Source organism: Bacillus sp. RIT 809 (genome assembly GCF_016892495.1).
Taxonomy (GTDB): Bacteria; Bacillota; Bacilli; order Bacillales; family Bacillaceae_G; genus Bacillus_A; species Bacillus_A cereus_U.
This window is the reverse complement of the sequence record NZ_JAFEMR010000002.1, coordinates 155332-181733: the sequence shown is the minus strand read 5'-3', so window position 1 is coordinate 181733 and position 26402 is coordinate 155332. Positions and strand designations below refer to the sequence as shown.

The following is a 26402-nucleotide window of genomic DNA, read 5'->3' as shown; positions in this document are numbered from 1 at the left end:
TTTTTGTTTCCTCAAATGTCAATTCTGCTCTCTTTCATGTTTCTTCCACATTATATTAAATGACATACATTTGAATCTACTATACTTAATCCCTTTACGCCTTACGTTTCGATTTATTTTTTTTATTTTTCTTTTGGTATCTTGGAGTTTCTCTTTTATGTTGCTCCCATGATATGTTAAATGAAGGGAATTTAAATCTACAATAAGCCAATAATTGAAATTCTGCTGCACCAATGGCCACTGCATACATTAAAATATTCCCTACTACACCCCCCATTATAAAATCGTCTAAGGCAAAATCATTACGAAAATAACTCAAAATAAGTAGAATTAGTACGTATATTGTGGCCACCTTCATCATAGTTCCTTTTGTATTACTAAAAAATGAAGTGGATCTCTCATCCGTACTAAATGCACCTTTACTCGCTTGTTTAAATGTATCGATTGTTGCCATAATATGGACAATAACTGCTCCTATAAATAATAACCCTGCATATATTAATGCAATCTGGTCAATTGAAGAATGAGCTATTTCAAAAACAATAAAAACAGTGAACCCTATAGTCCCTAATTGAAATGCATATAATAATACGACAAATGTTTGTAACTTTTGAAATTTAAATTGAGCTTTTGGAAATAAATATAGAATAAAAAAGATTATTTGCAGAGCATATAACAACACTTCTAGCTTAACAATTTCAATATCATTGAAAAGAGCTATGCAGTAATCCCAACCAGCTGATAAAACAATAGAAAAAATAGCTATTGAACTATACAGTATTCCTCCAAACATAAACACCGTTGCACCCTCAGGACTTAAACGATCTTTACATGTCATCCTAAACTTATCTAAATCTTCTTCTTTTATATTCCACATCATCTATAAGCACCTTTCGTTTAGTCTAATTACCAAAATACAGATTTTAGTTTTTCTCCTATTTTTAATTTTTCATTTATCTTTTCAGTTACATTTTTCACTCCTTTTTTAACATAATCTATCGCATTGTCTTCCCCATTCCATTTTTTATTTAATAGCCATGTACCAACTACCGCCGTACCAGCTCCTACCACAGTACCAAGCGGTGGAAGGAAAAACGACCCCGCTACAGCACCAGCTGCCATCGCTCCAGCATTTGCTCCAATATCTACAGCTGAATCTGTTGCTACATCAACTACATCTTTTAACTGCCAACCACCTTCTTTAGCATCAACAACATTACCTCCAACTGACACAACCGCTCCAAAAATACCTGCTCCTTTCAATATTCCTCCTGCTTTACCTAGGCCTTTAAACGCTTCTTTCCATTTCATAGGATTAATATCCTTTAAGCCGTCTGCCCAAGCAGCTTTAAATGAACTCAGTCCTTTTTTCCCAATCGCGGTAGGCACTCCTTTGTTCTCCCGATCCATCCGAAAATCTGCGTAATTTTGAAACTCTGGTAATTTATAAATATTTCTGCGTGCCTTTTTTATTTGTTCCTTTGTTGTTTTCAAACCCTCGAATTTAAATTCTAATTTATCCTGTAAATATTTGAATAAAACGTCATCTTTATTATCCATTTTAAGTATTCTTTCTGCTAAAACCATATCTTCTTTCTTAGAAGTCGATAATGTATATGCCCCTTTACCTTTTCGACCTTTAGGATCAAAAAGGGCATCAAAACCCAATTTCTTTGTAACATAATGCATGCGTATGTAGGCATTTAAAGTAGCCTTAGCTCCCTTATTCCCAATATCAAACTTAGTCATGGCATCTGCCAATCCCTTAATGATATTTCCAATTGATGTGTCAGCTAATAGCTTCCCTATTGAAGCGCTAGACAAATTCCCATTATTCACTTTTATTTGTTTCATTCCCTCATCTATTTTACGCATTAATTCATCAAACTCTTGCAGGTCACTTTGCTTACTGTTATAAGTCTCTAATTTTTCTAATGTATCACTGATTTCTTTTTGGCTTTTTACAGCGCCTTCAGTGATGCTTGATGATGATGGATATTGAATTGCGACGATGTCACCAATCGTACCTACTGTTTTTTTCGCCTCTTCATTAGAGTGGCTAAATCCCTCACTATATCCATTAACTTTTTTCTTTACATCATCCAAATAACTTCCATGAATTTTTGCATCTGCATCACTGTCAACCTCACTGTTAAACTCCTCTATTGCTTTTTGAAATTGACTTTTTAACATTTCCGTTGTAACTGTAAATCCAGTGATAACAGCTCCATGAACTGTAGATAAATGATTCTTAATAGTATCAGCAGCTTTCCCTTGAAAAGAGTTAATTTGTGTAAAGTCCTCTATTTTTTGCTGCAATGTTTCCAAATGTTGATTTAACTCTTCAGCACTTGAATTAAACCGCTCTTGCAGTTCTTTTACTTCTTGTAACTCTATGATTTTGCTCATATTTTCCCCCTCCTATCCCTTTACATAGCACGGTGAGCTGAACTGTCTTTCAAATCTTTTCCAAGCTTTTCATCTTGCTGAACCATTTCTTGTCCTGTTTGCTGAATTCTACTAATATCCTTTTGTAGTATTTGTTCATATTGCTGCACTTTTTTCGATAACTTTTCAATCGCTTCACAATATTTTTTCAGTTTACTTAAATTCGTACGATGTAACTGCATACCATTAAATTTAGTCTTACCTAAATCACTAGCACCACTTTTCAAATCACTTACTTTCGCATCAAATACCCCTTTATTTAATTTAATTTCCCCCATTTATCATTTCCCCGCCTTCTGTACTTCTACTTGAATACTAGCGTCAACCATTGAAACACTTCTACTTAAAGAAAGAATACTAGACTCACATGTAGCGATTTCTCTTTCAAGCCGCCGTATGGCTTGATCGATGTCTTCTTGCACTCTTCCTAGTTCTCCAATAAACTTCCCTAAATTCGAAATGACTTGTTGTTCATACGTTTCTTTAAAAGTAGTTGCTCTTTGCCCTTTCCAACTACTCTCGTTTATTTCTAAAGACTTAAACTGCTCTTGATTTTGTTTAATTGCTTCAAGATTATTTACAAATTTCCCCTTAGCAGTTATTAGCCTTCGTAGTTTCATTTGTAATTCAGCCAATTGCCCTTGTTGATGACTTATACTACTTAATAAACCAGATTTTTGACTATTTAATTCCTCTATCCCCATGCAAATCCCCCCTTAAATAGTTGGCACTTTAATTCTAGTAGCAAAACGATTTTCAACAAAATACCCTTCAAATGGATTTAATTTTGTACTACTTAAATCTTTATTAGATACATCGAAGACCATTTGGCCTGATGATTTTCTAAGTAAAATAACATGAGATTGCGTTTTTATTGTTTTTGAAACTAAGTCGTATCGACTGTCAATTGAATCAACATCACAGCCAATTACGAAGTGGATGCCCATAAATGCACCATTTGTTATTAATTCCGCTAAACTATATATATCACTATCTTCTAAATTACTTAAAATATCATTTACATCTGCAATTACGATTACAATCGGCTTAAATTTCTTAATAAATTCAGCTGGGTTCACTGTTTCACTTGATGCTTCCTGCTCCTCTTTAAACGCCGCTTCTCTCGATTTATAAGCATTTGTAACTTGTTTAATCGTTTTCTCAATTCCTGTTTTTTCAGCTACATATAAAGCAGCACTCTCTCTATAGTTTGAGAAATTACGTGTTCTTGTATCAATTAAACCTAGGTCAAAGTGTCCACTACCAGCTAATTGTTGAAGGAATTGATGAACTACATTTTCAACTTCATCTTTCTTGATTCCCCCTACAACAATATTAGACGCTTCTGTTAAATCTAATTCGAGAGGCGTAACGTTTTCTGTCTCTACACCAAATGTTAGTTTGCCTGCTTCAATAATTTTTCTTGTTTCTGGCCATGCAATGAATTCCTTGTATTCCAGAACTTCAGGTACCATAGGAATTGCTTTCGGTCTTTCTCCATCCCAGAAGGAATCCATCTCTTTTCCTTCTGCTTGTATGTTTTCAATTCGAGTAAGTACATCTTCTCCATCAGTTGGTAAAGCTGTTTGGAAGATTGTTGGTTCTTCAATTTTAACTAAACCACGTCCTGCTAATTCTTCAATTTTTAAGTCTGTTCTTCCTACAATAGCTCTAGATTCTGCCTCATCTATCATATATAGAGCAATTTGTAGTTTAATATTTGTATTTACTTGTACTCTCAATGCATTTTGACGCGTAGCCGTAAGCATTAAATGAATTCCTACCGCTGCCCCTTCACGTACAATTTGTGCAACAATGCGTTCAAAGTCTTCGACAAATCCAGCTTCTCTAACAGAATCATAGTTATCTAACGTAATTAATATTGTTGGTAATACTTCTTTACTAGCTCTCTCATACATTTCAAGACTCGCAACGCCATATTTACTTAGCAATTGCTTTCTATCTTTTAATAGGTCTTCTATGCGGCGAAGAAATTTCTCGCATTTTTCAACTTGGTCTAATGTAATGATGTCTGCCACATGTGGTAAAGATTTTAATGGCATTAAACCGTTTGTTCCGAAGTCTAATAAATACACATGCAAATGCTCCGGACTATGCTGACGAGCTACATCCATAATGACTGATTGTAAGAATGTTGATTTTCCGTAACCTGGACTTGAGAAGACTGCTACGTGTCCGTCTTTACTAATATCTAATGTTAATGGTGTTTGTGATTGTAATTCAGGCTGATCTAATAGACCAACTGTTGCTTTTAATGGTTTCTTTTCTTTCGTCCATGCTTCCTTGAACTGAATAGCATGTAAGTCTTGTAAATATACGCTTTCTGGAAGTGGTGGTAACCACGGTCTTGCTAACGCTTCAATTTCATTTACTTCTGCGTAATCGTGAATGTAGTCAATAACAGCATCTAGCTCAGATGGTACGCTTATTACTTCTTTACTACTACCAAGTCCACTTAAGTCTTCACTTAATATTTCATATTGTCCTAGATCATTTATTGCATATATCGTTGCGTCTAAATGTTCTTTATCCTCTTTATTTTCTACATAGTCTGCTCCGCTCCAAGCTGATTGGAATAGTTCATAAATTTCATTATTCCCAACTTGTAAGTAAGCACGTCCTGGTAATGTAATTTCAGCTGCATCTGGTGTTTTTAAAATTTCATTACTATCTGACGTATTTTGAACTTTCAATGCTAGTTTAAATTTCGAGTTACTCCAAATTTGATCATCTACAACACCGCTCGGTTTTTGCGTAGCTAATATTAAATGAATTCCGAGTGAACGACCGATACGCGCTGTTGAAACTAGCTCTTTCATAAATTCTGGTTGTTCTGACTTCAGTTCCGCGAATTCATCACTAATTAAAAATAGATGTGGCATCGGTTCGCTTACTAAGCCTTCTTTATACAGTTTTTGATATTGATTAATATGGTTTACATCATTTTCTCCAAATAATCGTTGTCTTTTTTGTAATTCAGCTTTAATTGATGCGAGCGCTCTCATACTTTGTGCTCCATCTAAGTTCGTAATTGTTCCTAATAAATGCGGTAAGTTTTTAAATAAATTCGCCATACCGCCGCCTTTATAGTCAATTAGTAGAAAGGCCACTTCGTAAGGGTGGAAATTGACTGCTAGAGATAAAATATACGATTGTATAATTTCCGATTTACCTGAACCTGTTGTACCTGCTATTAATCCGTGTGGCCCGTGGGCTTTTTCGTGTAAGTTTAAGTTTACAATATCTTCTTTACCACGTAATCCAAGTGGTACAGCTAAAGATTTATGTGCTGCATTTTTCTGCCAGCGACTTGTGATATTTAACTCTTTTATTTTTTCAACACCGTACATTTCTAGGAATGTTACGCTTTCTGGAATACTATTTTTTAAGTTTTGCAAATGATTTAACGGTGCTAGTGCTCGTGAAACATCTTCTAAATTGAACCCTTTCGGTACATGATTCAATTTAAATTGACGGTTAACAAGCTCTCCTTGTTCTAAGATGATGTTCCCTTGCTTTGCATCTCTTATATCAATTACCGTTTTCACATGCTCTGGTAAACTTTGCATAACATCTTGAACAAACACAAGTGATACACCTAATTGACTCGGATCGTCATTGAAAAATTCCATAACAACATGATCTAAAATTAGTTTTTCATCTGTAATGAGTATGATATAGTGTGGTGCGAAATACAGTTTTTCATTTGTAGAACTTTTTTCATCTACTTTTTGTTTTCTCTCTTTTAAAATTTGATATAAACTATTTAACACCTGATCTCGGCTACGATCATGGTATACAAATCCACGTACATTTATATCGCGAACACTTCCATGGGGTAACCAGCGCATCCAATCCCATTTCTCTTTTTCTTCTTCAGGAAAAATAGTAATAAACTGCAAGTCATAATAGCTATGGAATAAAGCAGTTTGTACGACTAATAATTGTAATTGTTCTAGTACTAAAGAGCGCTGCCCAATGTATCCGACTGGTCCATTCATTAAATCTGTTACGACTGGTACATCGTCTAATGAAAGATTCCGCTGCCTTAGTTCACGTGCTATATCAATTAACTCATCTTTCGTTTGACTAAACTCTTCTTCATTAAATTGAATTTCAAAACTAGTATTAGCTTGTCCCGTTCCAACACTGAATGTTAAGAAATCATGATGTTGCATTGTTTTTTCATAAATACGTGGATTTACTTGAACAGCCATATTACGTATTTCTTCAACATTCGGATAATGATACTGTAATGCATGGCGTTGTTTTTCACTTTCTGCATGTAAATCTTTCGTTTTTTGTTTTATATAATCTCTATAACTTTTGTCACGTTCAATAATGTCGATTTTATATTGCTTTAAATTTTTTATATATGATGTGACAGAAACAACTATCGTTACTACAGTCATTGCAACTGATGCTAATATAAATAGACCATATTTCATAAAAATAGCGAGTAATACTGTCACAACAATCATGACAAGAGAAGGTGCGATTATTCTTGCTAAATGCTCAGTTGGTTTTGTCGGCTTACTTGATGGTTTCGCAACTGTCATTTTCTCTTCTGGTTCACGATAAATAATACGTGGTGAACGATGATAGTCTGGATAACCACTTTGATAATTCGTTTCTGATTCTACTAAAATAGGTAATGTAGATTTCACGTTGTCTTCTGAGGACAATACTTGAATATCTTCACTGCCAATCTCCATCAAAACACCATCAAAATATAATTGGTCTCCCGCTTCTAACATAACGCTATCATTTAGCTTCGTATAATTATGAAATACAGCCCCGTCATATACGTTCACTTTAAAAGAATCATACAACGTTTCACGAGACAGTATTAAATCTACGCTACTCCCTGTAATAGCGATATCATCATAACTATTTTGACTGATTGTAAGAGAATGTTTCGTTCCTATATCAAACACTTTAGTTGTGCCAATAATAGATATAAAGACTTTTAAGCTCACGCCTTGATTTTTTCCAATTTCAAATTCTTTGTTGAATTCTATTAATTGACTTTCTACCATCCAAGCGTTTACTTCATTATTCCAGTTTAACTCTATTTCTTTCTCTAAACTTGGATTCGTAATATCATTTGTCCACTCTTTTCCAATCGACACTATTGATTGCTCTTTTGGATGTAATGTGCTCTTATATATTCTGTCTCCATAAGTCAATACTAATAGTTGCTCCATGCGCGTTCACTGCTCCTTTTCAACTGTCTCATCAAGTGCTTTCTTATTCTTTTTTCTCTGTGTTCGACAAATCTTTATCGCTTGATGACTTACCATATTTCTTTGTATATTCATCTAATTGTTGCTCATATGTTTTTAACTTTTGATCACGCTCTTCTCCTGACAAATCCGGATTATTTTTCAGCGATTCAATTTGTTTAACAAGGCCGTATATAATAAGCTCCGGATCATCAAGAGTCTTAGCTAAATCCAATGATTTATCAAAATTACCATTTCCGTTATACATCCAATAAAGCAAATACTTTTCATCACTTTTTAAACTAATATTTTTCATAATTGCTTTTTTTTGATCTTCATCTAGTTTTTCAGCTGTAATGTATGCAAATGCTAACTCATATTTAGAAGCAATCGGTAATGATTCAAATTCCGCTTCATTTAATTGCGTAATTACTTGGTCATAATCAGTTGCTATGAAACTCGCATTTGCTTCTAATAATTTATTTTGATAAGGAAATTTTATAAAAGTGAAATATATTAAAGGAGCAGCTAAAATAACTGTCGCCGCTATGAAGGAAAAAGCTAAATATTTAAATGATTTGTAGCTCTTTTTATGTACTAACTGCATGTTTTTTTCTGTTTTTGCTTGTTCCTTCTCAAAGCTGTCATCAAGAAACTGCAGTAATGCATCTAGGCTCTCCATTTGAGCAACCGTTTGTTCAAATGTTGTTTCTTTTGCATCTTTTAGTAACCCAGCATACAAATCATCAAAATTATGCTTTTGGGAGAATAAAGCAATGATTAGACACTTATACTGTGTTAAAAATTGCTCTTCTAACAACGGGGTTGGTGGAACAATATCTCGAATTCCTCTATGTATAATACTTGGTATTAAATTAGCATTAAAAACTATGTTGTCTGGATGTAAAAAGAACGTTATTCGTTTATTTAAGTATTTACGAAACTGCGCTATATTTCGAAGCAGTCTTAATTTCTCATTTCTTCCAAAACGGCCAAAATCGTCCCACTTATATAATTTTTTATCCACTTGAAATATAAACGTAAACATATCATCCGTTTCTTCTATCGTTAATGGTACAAACTCAGATGATGCGCCCGTAATTATATCGAATTGACGGAAATCTTTTATACGCGTTTGAGATTTTGTCATTTCCAATTTCCAAATTTCTTTTTCTATTTGAAATTGATAGTTCATTGAATCAATTTGAATTGTTTTTTCCGTCATTTTTATCCTCTTCTCCTTTTGTTTATAAACCATAATAACAAAGCTATTTTTTGTAAAAAACTAAAAATAGGTAATATTCTTTACAAAACTTGTAAAATATCCCCATCTGTTATTTGATGATCTATTAAACGATCACTATCTGTTAAAACAATCGATTTATTTTTTACTTTTATTACAAAATGCGAACCTTCATGATTATCAATCTTTAGCGTATCTAATAAATTTTTCAATAAATATTTAATAGATTGATGATTTGGAATACGTAAATCATATGTATTTCCATTCCATTTACTAAAATCTACTGTTACGTTAATATGCGTTTGTATCGCCATTACCTTACCTCCAACTTTTGCGAAGAACCGTATAAATACCGATGCAAATAAGTACAATGCCGCCTCCAAACAATATTATTATTGTTGTACTAATTGGCTTTTCATTCATTGTTTGATTACTCGCTACTCCATCTGCGCTTTTTCTCACAACGTATTCACTACTAAACAAACTATTTTTCGTATCTTTAACACTATTTATTTCTTTTTGTTTTATAAAAAGAGAATCTCGTAAAGATTCCATCTCTTTTTGTTCTTTCTTTTTCTTTTTCTTAATTTCTTCTTCTATTTCTTTGTTAAATAACTCAATCGATGCTTTATCTAATTCTGTTTCCTTATGTTCCTTTTTATTTTTTTCTTGGTCCTTTTCTTCAACGCGGTCTACTTTAAAGTTTATCTTTCCATCATCACCAAGATAACTGTCAGCCGCGCTCCTTATCGGTAGCGCGACAAACAGTAAAAGGAAACAGATAAATGATAACTTAGCCACTATGCTCCATTGTTTGATCATTTACTTCTTTTTCCTCCCATTTCTTATGCCATACAAATAGATTACTAACCAATCCAATAATGGCAATTACAAACAACACAATAAAAATTACTTTTCCAGTATCTTTACCACTAATAAAATCATTCAGAAAACCTTCTATATACTGGAGGGGTGAAAATTGACGTATCTTTCCTACAGATGACATTTGATCTACTTTACTTCCAACTGCTTCAGTTAAAAATAGGTACATACTTAAAAATACTAATAATATAAACATCCCTACCATTTTCATTTGTCGCAATAAGTATGTTGAAACTAATACAAACGCCATCATAATGATTGTGATAAACGCAATCCACAGTAAACTTTGATCCTGACCGAACTGTAGCATACGTCCAGAAATGATCCCTATACTAATACCTTCTACTATCGATATACCGAATGCTACTACTGTAGTTGGTACATTCATATCGATTAACGAGAATCTTTCTTCAAAGTGATCTGTTTGCGTTCGTTTCTTTTCTTGATTCGCAATTGCGTATGCTGTAAATAGCGAAACGATGAAACATGCTAATACGATTAAGTATGGTGTAAAGGCATTACCAGCTACAATGACACCTTCATTTTGTTTCTGTACTGGACTAGATAAAAATTGATATAACATCTCATTTTGACGTTCACCAATACGGCTATTAGCCAAAATTTTCGTGAAGTTTTTCGAGAATGATTTATCATCTTCCATTTTCTTTGTGAAGTCATTTAATAACGAATCTGCTTTTGACACAATGGTTGTTCCGCTATCTTGAATTTCCTTAGCTTGTCCATTAATTTGGTCAAATGTTTTATATACATCGTCTGATGATGCTAAGCTATGTTTTGAGCTTTCAACTAATGATTGACTTTGCATCATTAATGATTTAATACCAGAGTCTAACGATAATGTGGCCGTTTGCTCACCAGCATTATTAGTCGTTAATACTTGCTGTTCCTCAACTAGCTTTAAGCTATTCTCACGCCATGTCGCTAAACCTTTTAAATATTCCCCTAAATTTTGATTCATACTATTTGCTTGCTGCGATGTTTCATTTAATTTCTCTGCTAGTAGCATTGAATTTTGATCCGCACTAGAAACAAGTTGTTGGTAGGAGTCTATCTTTTGTTTTAACCCTGTCATATCCTGCTTTACTTCTGCAGTAATATTAGATGAAACAAGATTTGAAATTAAATCAACTAAGCTTTGTTTGTTTAATAAATAGTACAGAGAGTGATCAGTCGCAATTGCATCTAAACTTCCCTCTTCTAGCTTAGGACCTACATCTTTCGTTCTTAAGTCAATCCCATAATACATTTGGTACAGACTAAGTAAACCTTGGTAACTTTGAACAGTATCTACTGCTTCTTTAATTAGTACATTAGATGTATTAGTTGTTAATACTTCTGTTTTTTGATGTACAACTTGATTCGTCGTACTTTCAATAGTCGTTGAGTTACCACCTTGATTTTGGTTTCCTCCGTTACCTGTTCCAGGGTCTGGGTTTCCTCCGTTACCTGTTCCAGGGTCTGGGTTTCCTCCGTTACCTGTTCCAGGGTCTGGGTTTCCTCCATTACCTGTTCCAGGATCTGGATTTCCTCCATTACCTGTTCCAGGGTCTGGATTTCCTCCATTACCTGTTCCAGGATCTGGATTTCCTTCATTACCTGTTCCGGGGTTTGGGTTTCCTCCATTACCTGTTCCAGGGTCTGGATTTCCTCCATTACCTGTTCCAGGGTCTGGGTTTCCTCCATTACCTGTTCCAGGGTCTGGGTTTCCTCCATTACCTGTTCCAGGGTCTGGGTTTCCTCCATTACCTGTTGCAGGGTTTGGGTTTCCTCCGTTACCTGTCCCAGTTCCACCTTCTTGGTTTCCTCCGTTACCTATTCCAGATCCACCTTCTTGGCTTCCTCCGTTATTCCCTGTTGTATTTTCCATTTTTTTGATAATAGGTTTTTTAGCATTGTGTACTAACGGCATTATGCCATACTGTGATTTATGAACCACATTTTCCACCTTGCTGTTTTCAGTTTGTGTTCCTTTATCTTCTTTATTAGGTTCTTCTTTTTCAGAACTAGTTTCTTTTTTATGATTCCCACTCAATTTCCAGTCCCACATTACAGGAGAGAAAACATCTATATTGATGTTTGGATTTTTTAACTTCACATGCAGATTAATCTTTATATCCCCTTCATTACGAGGCGGTATTGTAATTTCTCCTGCTTCGCTTTGAAGAAAGTCACTTGTACGATCTACATCATCAATATGTAAAGTCCCTGTATTTCCATATAGTTCAAATTCTTCTGGAATATTTATCTTCAAAGTTTGTGAAGATTCCATTTTAATTACGTTCGCCGTATCACTAAATGTAATTCCCTCTTTATAAAGTCTATCCTTTACTTCTTTAATGGCGTTTCCTAAAGAGATTTTATTTACAGAATCATAATTAAAGTTATTTTCTTTATTATATTTATTTGTAAATTGAATTACATTTTTCAGTTGTAATTTCGTTTCATCTGGCAAATCACTTTGAACGATTTCTTCCATATTTAAACTAGGTAATTTCGTAATTAAATTCTCGATTTGTTGCTTTATTCGAACATCTGGTTGTCTCATTAACGTATTTATAACTACTTCTTGTTGCCCATCATTTGAAAGAGACTTCTGTAATCGTTTATTTATCGTTGATTGAATGTCACTCTCTAACTTCCCTGCAAGTTCTGTATCATATTCTGATACTTGTTTTTTTACATCTGTTAAATATTTTTGAATTGCTGAAGCATCTGCTAAAATATTGGGTTCTTTCTCTGAAAGCGTAAATTGATTTGCAATAATTTTATTTGCCGATTCCAGTGTGCTTAACTGCTTTAAAGCATCGCCTGCACTCATCTCACTCATAAATTGATTAAATTGACTTGAAAAATTATTAGCTAACAAATTATTATCAGATTGTATTTTTTGAAAGTTATTAAAACCTTCCAAATAAGTATTATTAGATTTATTTCCTTCATCTAATGTTTGACCAAACCCTTTTAATACATCTTGAAATCCTTTAAAACTATTAACAGAAATCCCTGTATAGTCTTGTACCGTTTTAAATTGATTTGTATAATTTGCCAACGGGCTATGTACATCTTTTTTGTACATATTGGTTTGAGTGCTTCCTTTTTCAATTATTTTACCTATATTATCTTGTGCGCCTTGCAACTTTCCGATAATACTTGCAAAATAAACATCAATTATTTGTTTATTAAAGTCCTCTAAAATCATAGAAGCTGTATTTTCAGCCTCAGCTTTCAAATCTTTATTCCCAGTCGCGTTTACTTTGTAGTTTAACGTTAATTTCTCTGGAAGTTCTGAATCAATCGCAACGGCCTTCCTAGAAAAATCATTAGGTATTACAATCATCATATTGTAATTATTATTTTTCAAACCATTTTCTGCTACTCCGCGACTAACTACGTACCATTCTTGTTTCGTATTTTTATTTACATTTTTAACAAATTGATCTCCAAACGCTATTTTATTCCCTTCAAATACAGTTCCTTGATCTTCATTTACTAATGCAACTGTCATTTTTGGCGTGCTATTCTCATTAGCTTTCTTAACATTTTGATTTAATGCTAAATAGGAGACTCCTGTTGATAGCACAAGAGCTAAAATAATAAACAACAAGATGCTCCACTTAAACTTTTTCACTACTTATCACTCCTGCGGCTGCGAGTCTATTAAGTTAAGGACTCCTTATCTTACTCTAGTTTTAAAGCAATTTAGCCATACAACGAAAGTTGCATGGCTAAATTACATGTTTCTTTTTACCCGTTTTTATTGTAGACCGAAATTACGAGAAAGATCTTCGTCGTGTCTAGAAACAGCCTCTGCAGTTTTATTAAGCTGCATATTAATTTCTTGTAATAGCTCTGCGAAGTTTTGTACTTTTGGTTTTAATTGATTGAACTGTTGATCAAAACCTTCGAAAGCACGACCTTCCCATTCTCCTCTTAATTCATTTTGTAAGTTTTGTAACTGACGTAAAATGTCCTCAATTTGATTTGCACCTTGTCCATATCGAGTCGCTTTTGATTTAAGCTCCTCTGGTGACATACGAATTTGTCCTGCCATTATTAAATCCCCCTTAAAATTTTAAAATAGTAAAATTAACCCAAAATCAATTCTACAAATTGATTATAACAATAATTTAAAAATTTCTAAATAAAAAAATGATATTTTTCCAAAATTTCTCTTTTACTATAATAACATTATATTATATAATATAAATTTACTGTTTTTTTAAAAAAGGACTGCTAAGCGTTTCTACCTCTATTTAATAATAAAAAGAAAACATCTTTACTGAAAATCCAGAATATAACCTTTACAAATTACATACTCATTTTCTTTTTCTTGTTTCTTCGCCCACTTAAAATCGTTTTCTCACTTCAAAGTCATGATTACTTGTCTTTCAACGAAGCCAAAATCTTTGTACATTTCTTTTGCAAAGTTCCCTGCAAATACATTCAAGCGAATTTCTGAATACTTTTCTTGTAGTTCCTTGATCCCAGCTTTCATTAGTTTTCGTGATAATCCTCTCCCGCGATACTCTGAAAAAACATACAATTCATAAATAAAACCAAGTTTTTCACGAGAGAAATAGTCCACATTTCCTCCTATTAGTATCCATCCTACTACTTTATTTTCTTCCTTTGTAACTATATAATACGCCCCTTTTTCTACTAAAGGTTTTGTAATTTCAATCGCTTTTTCTGTACTTACCTGACAATTCCCCTTTGTTCCTTCGAAAAGAGATTGAGCTGCATAATGTAATATTTGTTTCGTTTCTTCCTCATTCGCTTTTGTAATCATTCCTTTCTCCCTCCTGCCCTCTAATCATCATTGAAATACCATTTTCAAGACCGTCTGACTCAATTACAATTGCCATCAATCCTTTTTCCGTACTCGTTTCATGTAACTCGCCCTTCGCCCAAAACGCAGCTTGTCCAGCTCCTATCTTCACTTTTTCTTTATCTGATCCGCAAACAAATCCTTCTCCTTGTACAATTAGAAGCAGTTGAGATACAACTGCTTCATGATATCCAATAACTCCATTCGGTTGTAGATGCATAGAACCGATATGTATATTCCCTTGATGTTTTAATATTTTTGACATTATAAAGTTAGATTGAAATGCTGATATATGCTTTCCCACTTTTTCACTGAAATCAAAAATTTTCATTTCTGATCCTCCTTATATGTATAAAACCATTCTCACTGTTTGCAGCATATGCCCTTCGAAATCTTCTTCAAATTGCTCTAAAGCCGCAAAACCTTTTGCTTCATAAAATCGTTTTCCTTTTTCATTTTCCGCTTCTACATGAATGTACATTTTTCGAATCCCTTTTAACGTCGTGATCCCTTTTTGTAACAAAGCTGTCCCTATCCCTTTCCCTTGCTGATCTGGCAACAAATAAATCGCACCTAATTCTGCTTCATTTTGCAGTCTAATTGGTGAAAAATTCGCAAAGCCAATTACTTCTCCTTCTTCTTCCGCAACGAATAAATGTGTATTTTTAAGACGATATTTCATTTTTTCATCAGAATATGCTTCATCTAAAAAGCTATCTTGAACCTCTCTCGGAATAATTCCTTCGTAAGTATCATGCCAAGCTATTTTTGCTACGTTTTGTACAGCATGAATATCTTCTTGCTTCATTTCTCTAATTACATATGTCATCTCGATGTCTCCATTCTCTTTAAATTATATTCTGCTAATATACTAGAAGAAATGGCAGAACCATTTTCATAATTTACCTTAATTAATTTTAACTTCTCAATCGAAGCTATTGTAACATCAAATTTTTCATATATATATTCCATTACACTTAAAAACTGATTTGAATTTAACCCATTAGCAATCGTGCAATGCGGAACCCATTTTCCTGGTACGTAATATGAATTCGAATTATCATGAAAAGTTTTGAGATAATCATGATAAGAATGATGAAATCTTAATAATTCATTGGTAATGGTCGGTGCTAGAAAGATCGTTCCGTTAGTAGGAAAAGTTCCAACAGAAGGAAAAGTTACAGCAGCAATGTTCTCTTGAAAAGCTACAAACTCCTTTAATTTCTCCGTATATAAATTAACATCTAACTCATTATAATCAGCCAATGTAATATGGGGTTCTACTCCAGCTAGTTGGTTTGTTCCGATTATATTCGTTAATTCACTTTGCAATTCTCTAATTTTATAAGTAAACACTCTATCAAATGTAGCAATAATAGCGTACACGCTTCCTCATCCCTTCGTTACACAAAGCTCTTCCCATTCTTCACGAATCATTCCCATTCGAATAGAATCATAGTATGTCCCGTTATAATATCGACAATTTCGCATTCTACCTTCTAATCGCATTCCTATTTTTTCCGCTACTTTCATCATTCGTTCATTTCCAGACCAAGTTGTGAGCCCTACTCTACCAATCTCCATATTTTCAAATAGTAAATCTCTATATAGTGTTAATGCTTCTGTACCGTAGCCACCATTCCAGTATGCTGGGTCATAAATAACGATTCCCATCTCTAACCAACGCGTCGGTTTATGTTCCCAATAAAAACCTACTGTCCCAATGATTTGACCATCATTTTCGACAATTAAATTCGATAGCGGTTCTTCTTTTAAACGTTTTTGTGAATTTTCTTTATATGGCGTGTATTCTTGCATTGATATTGGAAAGTATGGTGCATCCCATTTCTTCCATTCTGGGTTTTCTTCTTTATATACAATACTCCATAATGTTTTTATATCTGATTCCTCAATTGTACGAATTGTAACTTTGTTCCCCTTTAATATAACGTTTTGCATAATTTCCTCCTATATCTCTCTTTATTTCATATATAATTATAATGTTTTTTCTGAAAAATCAAAACAAAACTCTACTCTATATTGTATAATTTTGTTATAAGATACGAATTATTTATGTAAGTTCGCTAATTTTTTCGAGTTTAATTTAGAAACGGAACTTCAGAAAAAATTAGATGAGGTACGAACTCATAACATAGTTCACAAAAAATAGGAGGTTATATCCCTCCTATTTTAGCTAAATATTTTATTTCCCTTCTTTTCTATCTCAAGTAGAATCCCTTTCTCTATCCAGCCTTCTACTCCATCTTTTTTAATTAAATCATATCCCATGCAGCTATCATCAATGAGAGAAACGATATCCCCTTTTCTAACGCCTATTTGCGCACAAGAAATATCCGTTTTCACTGTATACTCACCTGATTCAAGTTGCTTTATATACTCGTTTTTTACATGAAGTAGTTCATTTGTTCCTTTTTGTTTACATACGGTAAAATCTTTCATTCTCTCCACAGGCTCTATGTAATAATGCGGATATGTAACCCCGCCCTGCATTACTGAATTCGTATTAAAATCGGCCAATACTTCATACTGCGGAAAATGATCTACATATGTATAGGAAAATGTATCATTTAAAATATCTCGATAAATAATAAATGCATTTAATTGCCCTGCTTCTTTAATCGCATTACCACCATCAATCGCAATAATTTTTTTCTCCTTATCAATAACTGGATTATTAGACGGCGCTTCTTCAGAATAGTTCACAACAGGCCAATGTCCAACAATTACGTACTTATCCGCTCTGTGTGCCTTATTAAAAAACTCTGGCATTGCAATTGCATTTTTCCTATCTGTTTGTTTCCAATCCTCTCTATCTTCAAGGCCAGCATGTACAAAGATATACTCCTCAGTTTCAATAGCAGTTGGCAATTCTGTTAGCCACTTTATTTCTTCTGAAAAATGGCTCATTAATATGTTTTTCAGTTCACGAATATCACTCTCTTCATGAACGGTAACGTTTAATTGCTTTAGCCATTCATTAAAAATTGTATTTTTTCGCGTACATAAATAATTTATTAGCGCAGGATTTTCATTTACAAGCGCTTCAACTACAACTTCACAATTCCCTTCAACAACATAAACATTTGACTTGCTAATTACTAGATCCATCACATAGTCTACGACGCCAATGCTATCGCTCCCCTTCTCACAAAGGTCGCCATTTATAATTAAATAATCATCATCTTTAAAATTAACTTTATGTAATAATTCTTTTAAAAGATTTAATTCCCCATGAATATCAGATATTACGATAACTCTTACACCTTTTGGGACTAATAGTTTCTGAATCTTTTCCAAGTATAAACTCCCCTAACCTTCTTTAAATTCAATATTATCGTCTCAATTGTAAAGAAACTATTCGACAAAATAAGCAATTAACCCTCTTCATCTTATACTTCTACATAAAAGTAGGTTCTATATGTTATCTCACATAGAACCTACTTAGTATTATAACTCTTTATAAAAAGAATAACTTACCTTATCATAGCCTTCTCTTTCATAAAAACGATGGGCATCAACCCTTTGAAACGCTGATGTAAGAACGATAGAACTGCACCCTTTCTCTTCCCCCCATTTTTCTACATATGATAGCAGAACCTTACCATACCCTTTTGATCTGTGAGCTTTCGCAGTTACAAGATCATATACAAAAACATGTTTCTCATTATAGAAATTCGTACAAATCGCTACACCAGCTAGACTAACAACTTCATCATCTTCATTCTGTAACGAGAGTAGTTTATAATTTTCGTCTTTCATTTTTTGAAATAAAGAACTTGCTTCTTCTCTTGAAAGTTTCGTTCGTAATTGCTGTAATACGAGGAATACATCATGTAAATCAGCTTCTGTTACTACTTCTCTAATATTCATTATGATTCTCTCCTTACTATTTATAAAATTTTCTAAATGTTATATCATTATTATAAAAAGTAACTGCCCCTAACTTAAGTGACAGTTCGATTATTTTTTATATGGCCAGTTTTTAAAGGAGAATTCATAAAATGGATCTTACTATCCCATTGCAATTAGAAAGTGAAATACCAATTTATTTACAAATTTACGAATATATGAAACGAGAAATCTCTCAGGGATTACTACCTGCCGGTACACGCCTTCCTTCTCACAGAAATTTAGCGGTACAACTTAATGTTAGCCGTATTACTGTTGAATCTGCTTATCAACAATTATTGGCTGAGGGCTATGTAGAAAGTAAACCGAAACGTGGGATTTTCGTTGCGGAAGTTGATATTGATGTCATTCAAAATAAACAACAAGTTGTGTCAAACAGCGCTAACAATATAAAGAAAGAACAATATGACTATGATTGTAGCCAAGGGCTTATTGATCAAAAAGCTTTTCCAATTACAAATTGGAAAAGAGCATTACACGAAACTTTATTCCAGTATGAAAATGAATTATTTGCTAAAGAAGATCCTCAAGGTGAGTTTGTTCTACGAGAGCATATTTCAAAATATTTATATCATGCCCGCGGGGTACATTCTTCACCTGATCAAATTATTATCGGAGCCGGTACGCAACCTCTTCTTTGGCTACTACTTCAACTTCTTGGTTCAAAAAAAGCATACGGAATCGAAAATCCTGGATTTCACCGTATAACTGCTATGATTCAAAGTGCTAATCTTCCCATTCACCCTATCCCTTTAGATGATAAAGGGATTCATATTTCAGCTTTACGTGAATCAGGTGCTAATGTAGCATACGTCACTCCATCACATCAATTTCCACTTGGAATAATTATGCCTTTATCTAGAAGACTCGAACTATTAAAATGGGCGAATGATTGCAAGGGATATATTATTGAAGATGATTACGACGGGGAATTCCGCTATGTAGGAAAACCTATTCCTTCTTTACAAGGACTGGATTCAAAGGAACGTGTTATTTATATGGGAACTTTCTCGAAATCCTTTTTACCTTCTTTACGAATGGGATATATCGTCTTACCACCTCATCTTTTAAAAACCTATAAAGAACTTGGTGGCATGTTTAAACAAACGGTTTCTACCCTGCAGCAACTCGCTTTTGCAACCTTTATTCACAATGGTGATTGGGAGCGTCATTTAAACCGTAGTCGTACGTTATATAAAAGAAAGCATACATTACTAGTTAAATCTATCAAAAATGAAATGGAATCTCGTGTTCAAATACTCGGCGAACAATCAGGACTTCATATCGTACTTCACGTTCATAATGGGATGAACGAACAAGAACTTATTCATGCCGCTGCGAAACAACGCATTAAGTTGTACCCTCTCTCAACATACGATTCTGTTCATAATTTAAGGGAGGCGTCGTATGTATTACTCGGTTTCGGCAGTATTCCAGAAGATTGTATCGAAACTGTTGTCAAATTACTGAAAAGAGTCTGGTTCCCTAACTAAAAATAACTCCAGGCAAGTTATACTTGCCTGGAGTTATTTTTAGTTACTATTTTTCTGATACTTGCCCTGATCTCGCTGTCCTTCCTGGACGCTTTACACCAGTTGTTTCTGTTGAATAAGAAGCTTCAATTATAGCACTTGGATCTACAGAGAGAACGAGATCTTTCATTTTCGGATAAATGAAACGGTTTGTAATACAATAAATAATTCTCTGGTGCTCTCCTAAAAAACCACCTTCTCCATGTAGATACGTAACAGACAGTTGTAATTCTTTCATAAGCAGTTCGCCAATTTCTTTATTTTTATTCGAAATAATCATGACGCTCTTTCCTTGATTAATACCGTCTAATATAAAATCAATCATCTTCGTAACAATATAGAAAATTGCTAATGAGAACATCGCTTGCTCAATTGAAAATAAAATAGCAACAAATACAAAAATAACCGCATTTACAGCAAGTAAAAATGTACTAATTGGTACTTTAAAATACTTATTCATCCAAACAGCTAACATTTCTGATCCATCAATTGCTCCGCCCATTTTTACAACAATCCCAACACCAACACCAAATAGAACTCCTCCATAAAGTACAATTAATAATTCCGAAGTCGTAATTGCTGGAAATGGTTTTAAATAAATTAATCCGAGTGTTGTAACAACATTTGCATAGGATGTACGGATAAAAAACTTCTTTCCCATTACTTTTGCAGTAAATAGTAAAATAGGAATATTAAGTCCTAAAAAAACTCCGTAAAGCGGTAATCCTGCAACTTTATTTGCCATAATAGCAATCGCAGTTACTCCACCATCTACTAATCCATTAGGCGCTAAAATAAGTTCCAGTGAACCAGCTACAATAATAGATCCAATTGTTAATAATACGTATTCGAATAATTTTTTCATTCATTACCCCCAAAACTTATATATTTTCTTAGTATTATCATAACTAATTTTTTTCGCAAATACAAAGAAATTGCTTTATATACACACATTCTTCACCTTTTTGGTAATTCTTATGTAGAACCTCAAACTTTAATACACTATATGTAGAAATAATAATATTCCCCTAATTTTCACCTCTTAATTACATTATGTTATATACTTAATTGATAGAATTCACAGAAAAAGGAGGGGTTTTATGCTACAACAACTCTTCACTTCACCTATCCTATCTGTTCAAGCACTACATCCAGGGTATGAAGACCATGCAAGCGACGTGTTTCTTGTTAAAACAGAAGCTGAAGAAGTTATTGTTCGCTCTTCAAAAATGACTGAAGAGCCAAACAATGATTTTTGGTGTGGATGTAAAAACCTTTTTGGAATTGATCCAAGAAATGTACATCATTTAGAAACAATACATACATTATTGAAAAAGCATACTACCTTACCCATCCCGACTATTTTGCAAAAACATGGTTTAAATGGACGAGAGTATGTTATCGTCGAAAAACTAACCGGAAGTACACTGCAATCATTTATCGGTCAACCTGATTCTATTTTATTCAGCCTTGGAAAAGGACTAGCAGAGATTCATTCATTTAAAGCTAATATCATAGGAAACCCTTCTGGTGCTTTCCAAGTTCCACTAGAAGAATTTAAATCTCACATTTTAAAAGTAAGCAAGAACCTTGTAAATATGTTTTATTCCGATAATATGAGTATACATAACGCATTTCATACTTTTGAGTCACAGCTCTCTTCCTTGCCGTCACCGAAGGAATCTACACTTGTTTTAATTGATATGGATCCTACTCAGTTTTTATCAGATGGAGAATCTATTACTGGTTTAGTAGATACAGAGGCTTATGCAATTGCCCCACGAGAGTTTGATTTTATTGGATTAGAATATGTACTTACTGAAAAAGAAGCACATACCTTTAAAAGAGGCTATGAAACAATTATGCCTATTCCTCATTTAGAACAATGTAGACAACCTTATCGATATTTATTCCGTTTATTATCTGTTCAAGGTAGTGTGGAATTAGAAAAGTGGTTAAGTCACCCATTCTATTTTTAATATATGATTGAGAGGGCCCATGAAATGAAAATTCAAAAAAAGAACTTTTTAGTTAAAAATGAAATACAACAGCTGAAAGATTTAGCTCATATTTGCGGACAACACGATCAAATTGATTACTCGTCAGATTTGCATGTCAACTTTTTAACTGCCCGTAATAAAGAAGTGGTAAATGATTTTCTATTTTATGATGATACTCAATTAATCGGTGCATTAAGTATGTATGACTTTGAAAGACCGACTAAGCTCGAGTTAATAGGGTTTGTTCATCCGAACTACAGGAAGCAACATATAGGCACTACTCTTTTACAAACTGCCATCAAAGAAATACAAAAAAGAGAGGCAGATGAAGCCCTTCTTATAATTAATGGTGACTCTATTTCAGGGAAATCATTTGCAAAACAAATGAACTTACCTTATTTATATAGTGAGTACGGTATGGAGTTCAAAATAAACGAAGCACAAAAAACAATGAAAAATCATATTAACCTTACCGTTGCATCTTCTGAATTACTTCCTGACCTTATAGAAATCGCTAGTAAAGCTTTTGGAGATTCGGCAGCAAATACATCCACATGGTTACAAAAAATGATGAAGTCACCTTCTCATCAAGTTTACATTGCTTTTATTAATGAAAAAGCAATTGGAACGATTACCGTTACTGAGCAAGAGCAGTCTACTACACTATCAGGATTCGCAGTTCATCCTTCTTATCAAGGTAAAGGATATGGTAAAGATATTCTTAGTTATATGGTACATACACTTATTACAAAAGGCGTTTCAACAATTGAATTAGACGTCGAAACGAAAAATAACAATGCCTTAAAACTTTATACACAGTGTGGATTTGAAATCATGACGAAGTATGATTATTATGGATTATTGGAATAGGAGTGACTTTTCTATCGAGGAAGCATGTTATTTTAGAGACGAAATTATTGCCTCTTTAAAATCTGTAGGATTTAACAATATACAACTACACGGTGCAAATAAAACATTTTTCATTTGCCAAAAGCAAAAAAGCTGAATCATAACGATTCAGCTTTTTTATTTTTTCTTAATATATTTACAACTGCAGTCGTTTCATCATTTTCTTTATAGACACGTGGAATTCTTCTGTCCAACATACATGTAACTTCATAGTTAATTGTACCTAGCATATCTGCTATTTCTTCCACCGCAATCTCTTCTTCACCTTGTTTGCCGTAGAATACAACTTCGTCTCCTACTTGTACTGGCATTGCATTTGTAACATCTAGCATAAGCTGATCCATACAAACACGACCAATAACAGGTACTCTAACTCCATTAATTAATGCATGCCCTTTATTAGATAACTGACGATTATAACCATCAGCATAACCAATTGGTACAGTTGCAATCCATTCTTCACCCGTTGTTACATACGTATTCCCATAGCTAACACCACGATTTTTCTTCGCATGTTTAACATGAGCTACTTTTGATTTTAAAGACAACGCTGGCTGTAAGGAAGCAACTGTATGATCCACTTCTCTTGAAGGATACATACCGTAAATTCCAATACCGACACGAACCATATTTTGAAATGTGTTACTAAGTTCCATTGATCCTGCACTGTTTGAACTATGAATATATGGAAAATGAATTCCTAATTCTTCCGCTGTATTTACAGCTTTCTCAAACAAACTTGTTTGCATATTTGTATAAGTTTTATCTATTTCATCAGCGGTAGAGTAATGTGTAAACATCCCTACTACTTCTACATATCGCATACGTTTTAACTCTTCAAAAAACGGTTTAACTTCTTCTTCCTGTAAACCAATACGGCTCATTCCTGTATCAATTTTCACATGAATTCGCACTTTCTTTTGAAAATGGTTTGCAACTTCATCTATACCATGTAAATCTTCTACTCTATAAACAGTCATCATAACGTCATATTGAATTACATCTTCTACAGCTGCTACTGGTGTATATCCTAAAATTAAAATAGGTACAGTGATTCCAGCTTCTCTTAATTCAATCGCTTCGTCTACAAATGCAACTGCAAGTTGGTTTATTCCTGCTTCAATAGCCGATTTCGCAACTTCAACTGCCCCATGACCATACCCATTTGCTTTTACAGCAGCCATCATTGCAATATTTTCATCATTCACACGGTTTTTAAATTCTTTTACATTATGTTTTACAGCATTTAAGTCAACTTCAACAATTGTATCTCTTCCATATTTCAAGCTCATTGGTCTAACTCCTAACTCAATAATTACATTCCATTCTATTTCATGTTTCATATGACCTTTTACAATATAATACTTTTCACTATGCTAGTCAAACTACTAGAATTTTCGGAATTTTGAGTATGATATAATACCCTTAAGAAATTATTATATACGGAGGCGAGAATAATTACAATGTTTGTTCCATCTGCATTGAATCAAGTTAAAATTGCTATCGATACTTCCATTCAAATACTGAACCAATATACTGAAAGTGATTTGAAAATACAACCGATTGAATCAAAGCGGTCATTATTTGAAATGTGTACACATCTTTCCCTTATTTGCCATGCTGATTTGCTCATATTAAATGGTATTACAGAAAAAGAATTACATACCTTTTATATAGAACAAACACCAGAAACAATTACTCAAATGCAACAAACGATGATACAAGGGTACGATTTACTTTCTAAAACTTTTTTATCCTATTCCAATGAAGAATTAGCAGAAATTATGACTGCTTATTGGGGTATTTCTTACTCTCGATTCGAATGGTTACTTGAAATCGTTGCACATTTTTATCATCATCGCGGGCAAATTCATGTTTTATTAGTTGAGCATATTAAAGATCCTTGCATTCCCTTATTTGAATAGCTTTTCCACCCATTCATTATTCTACATACATTCCTAATTTTTCGTTAATATGAAATCACCACTTTCTTTCTATATAAATGTAATTTAAAAATTTTGCATAAAAACGGTCACCCCCTGACAAAGTTAACATATAGAGAGAAAGCGAATGCCTGCTCACTTTATATAAACCATTTTCATGCCTTATCAAACATAGATTCGTTATTTATAAAAAGCGAAGCAACAAAACCAATAAAGAGTATCAACCCTAATAAAATAAACGTCTGAGCATAGTCCCCTATTTTCATAAGATAAATAGAAATAATAGGTCCTATACTAGTTCCTAAAAATAAAATGAAAGTATAAATAGAAACTGCTATTCCCCTTGATTTCCCTCCTAATTGGCCGACAAGAGAAACTAAAGACGGAACGGATATAGCAATACCTATTACAAAACAGACGCTCATCATTACAAGTAGCGGCAGGTTCGAAATAAAGCCCATTGAACTTAGACTAAAAATAGCGACCAACAATCCACCCTGAAAAACTTGCCTTACTTCGAACCTCTTTGTTAAGCGACCCGCAAGTGGTGACAGCAACATACCAAATAGCCCTGCTAAGCGAAAATAAAGAATTTGTTCTGCAGTTAAATTGTAAGTAGGAGAGCTCAAATAATTCCCTAAAACAGTATACATATTAACAAAAGCCATCAATAAAACAAACGCAATCACATAGCTCAATACTAAGTTTTTATTTGTAAAAACTTTACCCATCTGTTTAATTGGTGCCAAAATATCAGTATAGGATTGAGACGTTTCCCCTTTCGGAAGAGAATAATGAACCCATACAGCAGTAATGATATAGACAATACTAAGAAGAAAGAACACCATATGCCATCCAAAGTGCTGACTAACAACTGTACTTATTACTTGCCCTGCAATTCCAGCTACTAAAAAACCGGTACTAACAAATCCTATTGTTGTAACCTTTTTTCCTACTGGAAACATTTCTACAACGTAAGCTAACGCTACTGGAGAAAATGTAGCTGCTGCTATACCCTGTAATCCTCGAAGAATAACAAGCCAAAATAAACTATCCACAAACCCTAATAAAAAAGAAACAATCGACAGCGCAAGTAATCCGATAAAAATCACTTTCTTCCGCCCATATTTATCAGAGATTGCCCCAAATAACAAACAACCTATAGCAAAGCCTACAGAAAATATACTGCCTGTAGCCGCAGATTGTGCTAATGAAACCTTAAAAAGGTCTGAAAATAGAGCGATTAAAGGAATCGTCACATATAAGCTGGACATAACTACCATACCTGCCCAACATAACACCGCTGTCATTACTGCGTAGTTCCTTTCACTATTTACTTCTTTTGATATTTCCATCATAAAATCTCCCCCTTACAATGATTTTCCCCATCGGTTTAAAACATCTGAAGCAAATTACTCGA

The 26402-nt window shown here is 33.7% G+C and carries 24 protein-coding genes and 1 pseudogene; 5 read left to right on the top strand and 20 right to left on the bottom strand.

All coding sequences use genetic code 11. The annotated features are described in order from the left end of the window. Nucleotides 1-94: 94 nt before the first annotated feature. From JTF23_RS03210 to JTF23_RS03130, 17 genes are all read right to left on the bottom strand, one after another. Nucleotides 95-877 carry a hypothetical protein gene (locus JTF23_RS03210; protein WP_071151222.1) on the bottom strand — a complete coding sequence of 261 codons (783 nt, stop codon included), beginning with the start codon at nt 875-877 and terminating at the stop codon, nt 95-97. Nucleotides 878-906: 29 nt separating this feature from the next. Next, nucleotides 907-2409: a T7SS effector LXG polymorphic toxin gene (locus tag JTF23_RS03205; RefSeq protein WP_204208089.1), complete on the bottom strand. Its 1503-nt coding sequence runs from the start codon at nt 2407-2409 to the stop codon at nt 907-909. A gap of 20 nt (nt 2410-2429) precedes the next feature. Beyond that, nucleotides 2430-2726 carry a TIGR04197 family type VII secretion effector gene (locus tag JTF23_RS03200; protein WP_000503886.1) on the bottom strand — a complete coding sequence of 99 codons (297 nt, stop codon included), beginning with the start codon at nt 2724-2726 and terminating at the stop codon, nt 2430-2432. 3 nt (nt 2727-2729) lie between these two features. Beyond that, nucleotides 2730-3152 carry a YwqH-like family protein gene (locus JTF23_RS03195; RefSeq protein WP_000510565.1) on the bottom strand — a complete coding sequence of 141 codons (423 nt, stop codon included), beginning with the start codon at nt 3150-3152 and terminating at the stop codon, nt 2730-2732. 12 nt (nt 3153-3164) lie between these two features. Then, nucleotides 3165-7676, bottom strand: a complete 4512-nt coding sequence (gene essC / locus JTF23_RS03190) for a type VII secretion protein EssC (protein WP_204208088.1) — start codon at nt 7674-7676, stop codon at nt 3165-3167. A gap of 43 nt (nt 7677-7719) precedes the next feature. Beyond that, entirely contained in the window at nt 7720-8919 is a 1200-nt protein-coding gene (gene essB / locus JTF23_RS03185) for a type VII secretion protein EssB (protein ID WP_204208087.1), read from the bottom strand. Nucleotides 8920-8999: 80 nt separating this feature from the next. After that, nucleotides 9000-9251 (bottom strand): EsaB/YukD family protein, encoded by a 252-nt coding sequence (locus JTF23_RS03180; RefSeq protein WP_033714701.1) that lies wholly within the window; start codon nt 9249-9251, stop codon nt 9000-9002. Between the two features lie 4 nt (nt 9252-9255). Beyond that, nucleotides 9256-9759, bottom strand: coding sequence for a type VII secretion protein EssA (gene essA / locus JTF23_RS03175; RefSeq protein WP_016104651.1), 504 nt, complete (start codon nt 9757-9759; stop codon nt 9256-9258). Continuing rightward, the gene (gene esaA, locus JTF23_RS03170) at nt 9731-13468 is read right to left on the bottom strand and encodes a type VII secretion protein EsaA (RefSeq protein ID WP_307839135.1); all 3738 of its coding nucleotides are present in this window, start codon (nt 13466-13468) and stop codon (nt 9731-9733) included. Before esaA ends, essA begins: the two co-directional genes overlap by 29 nt. Before the next feature lie 126 nt (nt 13469-13594). After that, the gene (locus JTF23_RS03165; RefSeq protein ID WP_016104648.1) at nt 13595-13891 is read right to left on the bottom strand and encodes a WXG100 family type VII secretion target; all 297 of its coding nucleotides are present in this window, start codon (nt 13889-13891) and stop codon (nt 13595-13597) included. Between the two features lie 309 nt (nt 13892-14200). Next, nucleotides 14201-14629 (bottom strand): GNAT family N-acetyltransferase, encoded by a 429-nt coding sequence (locus tag JTF23_RS03160; RefSeq protein WP_204208086.1) that lies wholly within the window; start codon nt 14627-14629, stop codon nt 14201-14203. Then, nucleotides 14610-14999, bottom strand: a complete 390-nt coding sequence (locus JTF23_RS03155) for a cupin domain-containing protein (RefSeq protein ID WP_204208085.1) — start codon at nt 14997-14999, stop codon at nt 14610-14612. Before JTF23_RS03155 ends, JTF23_RS03160 begins: the two co-directional genes overlap by 20 nt. 12 nt (nt 15000-15011) lie before the next feature. Next, nucleotides 15012-15497, bottom strand: a complete 486-nt coding sequence (locus JTF23_RS03150; protein WP_199661721.1) for a GNAT family N-acetyltransferase — start codon at nt 15495-15497, stop codon at nt 15012-15014. Further along, nucleotides 15494-16054, bottom strand: a complete 561-nt coding sequence (locus JTF23_RS03145; protein ID WP_204208084.1) for a 2'-5' RNA ligase family protein — start codon at nt 16052-16054, stop codon at nt 15494-15496. The genes JTF23_RS03150 and JTF23_RS03145 overlap by 4 nt, the downstream gene beginning before the upstream one ends. A 6-nt stretch (nt 16055-16060) precedes the next feature. After that, nucleotides 16061-16627, bottom strand: coding sequence for a GNAT family N-acetyltransferase (locus JTF23_RS03140; protein ID WP_002202247.1), 567 nt, complete (start codon nt 16625-16627; stop codon nt 16061-16063). A gap of 231 nt (nt 16628-16858) precedes the next feature. Further along, on the bottom strand, nt 16859-17986 hold the full coding sequence (locus tag JTF23_RS03135; RefSeq protein WP_204208083.1) for a metallophosphoesterase: 1128 nt from the start codon (nt 17984-17986) through the stop codon (nt 16859-16861). A gap of 150 nt (nt 17987-18136) precedes the next feature. Further along, a complete protein-coding gene (locus JTF23_RS03130; protein WP_204208082.1) occupies nt 18137-18559 on the bottom strand; it encodes a GNAT family N-acetyltransferase in 423 nt (140 codons plus the stop codon). A 131-nt stretch (nt 18560-18690) separates the two neighbouring features. On the opposite strand from JTF23_RS03130, the gene pdxR reads away from it, so the two are divergent. Beyond that, the gene (gene pdxR, locus JTF23_RS03125) at nt 18691-20091 is read left to right on the top strand and encodes a MocR-like pyridoxine biosynthesis transcription factor PdxR (RefSeq protein WP_204208081.1); all 1401 of its coding nucleotides are present in this window, start codon (nt 18691-18693) and stop codon (nt 20089-20091) included. 46 nt (nt 20092-20137) lie between these two features. Here the strand turns inward: pdxR and JTF23_RS03120 are convergent, their stop codons facing one another. Beyond that, the gene (locus JTF23_RS03120) at nt 20138-20995 is read right to left on the bottom strand and encodes a YitT family protein (RefSeq protein ID WP_204208080.1); all 858 of its coding nucleotides are present in this window, start codon (nt 20993-20995) and stop codon (nt 20138-20140) included. A 235-nt stretch (nt 20996-21230) separates the two neighbouring features. On the opposite strand from JTF23_RS03120, the gene JTF23_RS03115 reads away from it, so the two are divergent. From JTF23_RS03115 to JTF23_RS27670, 3 genes and pseudogenes are all read left to right on the top strand, one after another. Continuing rightward, on the top strand, nt 21231-22109 hold the full coding sequence (locus JTF23_RS03115) for an aminoglycoside phosphotransferase family protein (RefSeq protein ID WP_204208079.1): 879 nt from the start codon (nt 21231-21233) through the stop codon (nt 22107-22109). Nucleotides 22110-22133: 24 nt separating this feature from the next. Continuing rightward, nucleotides 22134-23000, top strand: coding sequence for a GNAT family N-acetyltransferase (locus tag JTF23_RS03110; protein WP_204208078.1), 867 nt, complete (start codon nt 22134-22136; stop codon nt 22998-23000). Further along, nucleotides 22993-23136 (top strand): annotated as a pseudogene (locus JTF23_RS27670) (class I SAM-dependent methyltransferase); the annotation flags it as partial. The gene JTF23_RS03110 and the pseudogene JTF23_RS27670, both read left to right, overlap by 8 nt. A gap of 1 nt (nt 23137) precedes the next feature. Here the strand turns inward: JTF23_RS27670 and alr are convergent. Continuing rightward, the gene (gene alr, locus JTF23_RS03105) at nt 23138-24331 is read right to left on the bottom strand and encodes an alanine racemase (RefSeq protein WP_204208077.1); all 1194 of its coding nucleotides are present in this window, start codon (nt 24329-24331) and stop codon (nt 23138-23140) included. A 171-nt stretch (nt 24332-24502) separates the two neighbouring features. On the opposite strand from alr, the gene JTF23_RS03100 reads away from it, so the two are divergent. After that, on the top strand, nt 24503-24964 hold the full coding sequence (locus tag JTF23_RS03100; RefSeq protein WP_204208076.1) for a DinB family protein: 462 nt from the start codon (nt 24503-24505) through the stop codon (nt 24962-24964). A gap of 173 nt (nt 24965-25137) precedes the next feature. Here JTF23_RS03100 and JTF23_RS03095 read toward each other — a convergent pair whose 3' ends face one another. Then, the gene (locus tag JTF23_RS03095) at nt 25138-26337 is read right to left on the bottom strand and encodes an MFS transporter (RefSeq protein WP_204208185.1); all 1200 of its coding nucleotides are present in this window, start codon (nt 26335-26337) and stop codon (nt 25138-25140) included. Nucleotides 26338-26402: the final 65 nt, after the last annotated feature.